At 70.3% G+C, this 5,033-nt stretch carries 4 protein-coding genes; 3 read left to right on the top strand and 1 reads right to left on the bottom strand.

Annotation, left to right across the window (positions count from 1 at the left end; genetic code table 11):
* The 3 genes from VFS34_07455 to VFS34_07445 form a co-directional block, all read left to right on the top strand.
* Positions 1 to 1,178 (top strand): molybdopterin-dependent oxidoreductase (locus VFS34_07455; protein HET9794282.1); only part of this gene is annotated, 1,178 nt, incomplete at its 5' end.
* Between the two features lie 62 nt (positions 1,179 to 1,240).
* On the top strand, positions 1,241 to 2,980 hold the full coding sequence (locus tag VFS34_07450) for a hypothetical protein (protein ID HET9794281.1): 1,740 nt from the start codon (positions 1,241 to 1,243) through the stop codon (positions 2,978 to 2,980).
* A 34-nt stretch (positions 2,981 to 3,014) separates the two neighbouring features.
* A complete protein-coding gene (locus VFS34_07445) occupies positions 3,015 to 4,208 on the top strand; it encodes a heparan-alpha-glucosaminide N-acetyltransferase domain-containing protein (protein ID HET9794280.1) in 1,194 nt (397 codons plus the stop codon).
* Between the two features lie 18 nt (positions 4,209 to 4,226).
* Here VFS34_07445 and VFS34_07440 read toward each other — a convergent pair.
* Positions 4,227 to 5,033, bottom strand: an 807-nt coding sequence (locus VFS34_07440; GenBank protein HET9794279.1) for a tetratricopeptide repeat protein, incomplete at its 5' end; no start/stop codon positions are given.

Below are 5,033 nucleotides of genomic sequence, written 5' to 3'. Positions count from 1 at the left end.
GCCTGGCGCACGAGTACGCCGACGCGACTCCCGCGCTCATTCGCCGCGGCTGGGGCCTCGAGCGCAACCGCAACGGCGGCTCCGCGGCGGCCGCGGTCCTCGCGCTTCCCGCCGTCGCGGGGAAATTCGGCGTGCGGGGAGGGGGCTACACCATGAGCAACTCTCCCGCCTGGAAGCTCGACTCCGCGGAGGCGGCGGACGCCCCGCCCGGCGCCGCCCGGATCGTCAACATGAACCGCCTCGGCGAGGCCCTGGGACCCGGGACCTCGCCGCCGGTGAAGGTCCTCTTCGTCTACAACTCGAACGCCCTCGCGACCGCGCCGAACCAGGAAAGGGTGCGCGCGGGACTCGAACGGGAGGATCTCTTCACGGTCGTCTTCGACCAGGTGATGACCGACACGGCGCGCCTCGCCGACCTCGTCCTCCCCGCGACGTCGTTCTTCGAACATCGGGAGATGTCGCGGGGCTACGGCGCGTACGCGCTCCACGACGCCGCGGCCGTCGCGCGCCCGGCGGGAGAAGCCCGGCCCAACGTCGCGGTCTTCGCCGAGCTCTGCCGCCGGACCGGACTCGCGCGCCCGGGCGACCCCGATTCGGAAGAGGAGCTCTCCGCCGCGATCCTCGGCCAGAGCCCGAGGGCCGCGGAGATCCGTCGGCAGCTCGATGCCGGGGGCATCGCCTACCCCGACTCCGGCACCCGCCCGGTCCAGTTCGGCGACGTGTTCCCGCGCACGGCCGACGGCCGCGTGCATCTCTTCCCCGAGGAGCTCGACCGCGAGGCGCCCGAAGGCCTCTACGCGTTCCGCGAGCTGCCCGAGGACGCGCGCCATCCGCTCGCCCTCATCTCTCCCGCATCCGACCGCACGATCAGCTCGTCCCTCGGCGAGCTGGTGGAGACCGCCGCCGAGCTCGAGATCCACCCGGACGACGCGCGCGCGCGGCGAATCGGCAGCGGAGACCCGATCCGCGTTTTCAACCTCCTCGGCGAGGTCGTCACGCTCGCGCGGGTGACTCCCGAGGTGCGCCCGGGAGTCGTCCGGCTCCCGAAGGGCCTCTGGGCGAAGCACACGTCGAACGGGCGGACGTCGAACGCGCTCTGCCCCGACACGCTCACCGACCTCGGCGGCGGAGCGTGCTTCAACGACGCCCGGGTCGACGTGGCGCGGATCCCCGCCTGACGACCGGGACGACGGGCCCGAGCCCGCTGCACTAGAATCGCGGACGGACCGAAGGAGGATTGATGAAAAGGACGCTCGCCGTTCTCTTCTTCGCGCTCGCCGGAGGCGTTTTCGCTTCGCCGGAGAGCGCGCTACCCGACGCCGCCGCGCTCGAACGGATGGCCGCGCGCCTCACGCCGACCCCGATGCGCGTCGACATCTCGCATCTCTCTCCGGGAGACCGGCGCGCCCTCGTGAAGATCGTCGCGGCGTCGCGGATCTTGAACGACGTCTTCCTCGATCAGCTGTGGAGCGGGAACCGCGCCCTCGCCTCGAAGCTCCGAGCCGACGGGTCGCCGCTCGGCCGGGCGCGATACCACTATTTCTGGCTGAACAAGGGTCCGTGGTCGGAGATCGACGGCTACACGGCGTTCCTCCCGAACGTCCCCGCGACGAAGCCGCCCGGCGCGAACTTCTACCCCGAGGACATGGGGAAAGAGGAGTTCGAGAGCTGGGTCGAGAAACTCTCCCCGGCGGAACAGGAGGAGGCGAAGGGGTTCTACACGGTCATCCGCCGCGACGCCGCGAGGAAGCTCACGATCGTTCCGTACAGCCGCGAATACCGCGACGATGTCTCGCGCGCGGCCGCCCTGCTCCGCGACGCCGCGGCCGCGACGGACAACGCGACGCTCCGGCGCTTCCTGACCGCCCGCGCCGCCGCGTTCCTTTCGAACGACTACTACGAAAGCGACATCGCCTGGATGGACCTCGACGCCCCGATCGACGTGACCATCGGACCCTACGAGACCTACGACGACGGTCTGTTCGGATACAAGGCGGCGTTCGAATCGTTCGTGACGATCCGCGACGAAAAAGAGACCGCGAGGCTCGCCTTCTTCTCGAAGCACCTCCAGGACGTCGAAGATCACCTTCCGGAGGATCCGAAGTACCGGGTCGCGAAGCTCGGCGCCGCCTCGCCGCTCCGGGTCGTCAACGAGATCTTCGCCGCCGGAGACGGCAACCACGGGATCGCGACGGCCGCCTACAACCTGCCCAACGACGACCGCGTCGTCCAGCAGAAGGGAAGCAAGCGGATCCTCCTCCGCAACATCCAGCAGGCGAAGTTCGAGAAGACGCTCGTCCCGATCTCGAAGCTCGTCCTGTCTCCCGCGGACCGGAAGGACGTCGACTTCGACATGTTCTTCACGTGGATCCTGGCGCACGAGCTCACGCACGGACTCGGCCCGCACCAGATCGAGGTCGGCGGCCGGGAAACGAACCCGCGGTTCGAGCTGAAGGAGCTCTACAGCGCGATCGAGGAAGCGAAGGCGGACGTCACCGGCATGGTCGCGCTCCAGCGAATGATGGACACGAAGGCGATTCCCGGCGGCCCCGGTGAGGAACACAAGCTGTACACGACCGTGCTCGCCTCCGCGTTCCGGACGCTCCATTTCGGGCTCCAGGACGCGCACGCGCGAGGCCAGGCGATGCAGGTCAACTACCTGCTCGACAAGGGGGGCTACGTCGCGAGACCGGACGGGACGTTCGCGGTCGACTTCGAGAAGATCAAGCAATCCGTCTCGGACCTCGACCACGACCTCCTGACGCTCGAGGCGACCGGGGACTACGCGGGCGCGAAGAAGATGATGACGGAGCTCGCCGTGCTCCGGCCCGGGATCGTCAAGACCATCGACCGTCTCGCGGGCATTCCGACCGACATCGAGCCGATCTACACGACCGCCGAGGCGCTGACCTCCAGACCGGGCGCCGCCCGAAAGCGGCCCGGCGGCCCCGCGAAGCCCTCCCCATCGCCCTCGCGGTGAATCCCGGAAGCGAAACGGCACGAATGAAGCCCTGATGGCGACTCCGGCCCGTGAGGTTCCGCGGCTCGCGCCGGCCCGCCGCCGGGTCGATTCCGTCGACGTCCTGCGCGGCCTCGTGATGATCGTCATGGCCCTCGACCACACGCGCGATTTCTTCTCCAACGCGCGGTTCGACCCGCTCGATCTCGCGCGAACGACCCCGGCTCTCTACCTGACCCGCTGGATCACCCACTTCTGCGCCCCCGTGTTCGTCTTTCTCGCCGGAACCGGCGCGAGGCTGTCGCTCTCGCGCGGACGCTCGCCGGCCGATCTCGCGCGATTCCTCTGGACCCGCGGGCTCTGGCTCGTCGTCGTCGAGGCGACGATCGTCTCGTTCAGCTGGTCGTTCGATCCCGGCTTTCACACGATCGTCCTCCAGGTGATCTGGGCGATCGGGTGGTCGATGGCCTTCCTCGCGCTCCTCGTCCGGCTCCCCTCCGGCGTCGTGGGCGCGATCGGCATCGGGATCGTCGCGGGGCACAACCTGCTGGACCGCATCCGGCCGGCCGAGTTCGGGCCGGCGGCCTGGATCTGGAACGTGCTCCATGTTCCTTCGTGGCATCCCATCGCGCAGCCGGGCGGCCACGCTTTCATGCTGGTCTATCCGCTGATCCCCTGGGTGGGGGTGATGGCCGCCGGTTACGCGTTCGGCGGCGTGTACGGCTGGGAGCCGGGCCGCCGGAAGCGATTCCTCCTCCGGCTCGGCGCCGGGCTTTCGCTCCTTTTCGTCGCGCTGCGATGGGCCAACGTGTACGGCGACCCGCGGCCCTGGGCCCCGCAGAAGACCGCCGTGCTCACCGCGATGGATTTCCTGAACTGCGAGAAGTATCCTCCCTCGCTCCTGTACCTCCTGATGACGCTCGGCCCGGCGATCTTCCTCCTCGCCCGTCTCGAGCGGCCCGCGGGCGCCGTCGCGTCGAAAGTCGTCGTGTACGGCCGCGTCCCCTTCTTCTACTACGTCCTCCACATTCCGCTCGTTCACGCGATGGCGATCGCCGCGTTGATCTTCCGCTACGGACCGGGCGTCTTCTCGTCGGGCCCCGGCAAACCTCCGCCGGGCGGCATCGGCTTCGGACTTCCGGCGGTTTACCTCGCGTGGGCGCTCGCGGTCGCGATCTTGTATCTCCCCTGCCGGTGGTTCGCGGCGCTGAAAGCGCGGAGGCGCGACGCCTGGCTCAGCTATCTCTGAGGGCGCCGTCGAAAGTCGTCATCGGGAGGCGGCGTCGATCGACCTCAGGAGCGCGCGGACGTCCGCCCGCGAAGGGTTCTCCCGGGACGCGGCCTGAAGTTCCGTCCGCGCCTCGTCGACGGCCCCGGCGCGCGCGTATTCGACCGCGAGCAGGAGGTGCGCCGCCGGGCGGGCCCGGGCGAGGGACCGGAGCCGGGCCGCCGCGTTCGGTTCGATCACCCGGAATCTCGGGGGCTCCGCCGGCGGCTCCGGAATCGTGATCCGGTCGGTCCCGCGCTCCCCTTCGATCTGCCACTGGTACGTCTTCCCGGGCGGGAGCGGGCGATCGGGGGTCCACTCCGGTCCGGCGAGCTCGGGGCTCTCCGCGACGGGCTCTCCCGCGATCGAAAAGATCCGGACCCGGAACGCGTGGACGCCCGGAACCGCTTCCCACGCGAATCGCGGCGTGCCGGTCAGGACGCCGGTCCCCGCCGGTGACAGGCGCGGCGGCGCAGAAGCGCTGCCCTCTCCCATGAGCACTTCGGGTGCCGGCGAAAGCTCCTTCACGAAGCCGGGAAACGGGAGCCGGCCGGAGCGAAGGGCGGCGCGGACGCGCACCTCCTCGCCCGCCGCCGACGCATGCGAGACGGAAGCGGGGCCGCGCGCCGCCCACCAGGCCGCGCCCGCCGCGGCCCCGATCAGGGCGGCCGCGGCCGCCCACCAGCGCGCCGGCGCCGCGCGCGGAACGTTCGCTTCGAACGACGACCGCAGGTCGTCCGCCGTCTCTTCCGCGCGCAGCCGGGCCGCGAGCCGGCTTCGACATCCGGCGCATCCCGCGATGTGGCC

The sequence above is a fragment of the Thermoanaerobaculia bacterium genome (assembly GCA_035717485.1).
GTDB lineage: Bacteria > Acidobacteriota > Thermoanaerobaculia > UBA5066 > DATFVB01 > DATFVB01.
Note: the sequence above shows the minus strand (reverse complement) of the source record. Positions and strands in the feature narration are given on the sequence as shown.

What these genes read in the sequence shown, in the direction of transcription:
- VFS34_07445 (HET9794280.1), top strand. Translation starts at nt 3,015, where the DNA reads ATGGCGACTCCGGCCCGTGAGGTTCCGCGGCTCGCGCCGGCCCGCCGC.
- VFS34_07450 (HET9794281.1), top strand. Translation starts at nt 1,241, where the DNA reads ATGAAAAGGACGCTCGCCGTTCTCTTCTTCGCGCTCGCCGGAGGCGTT.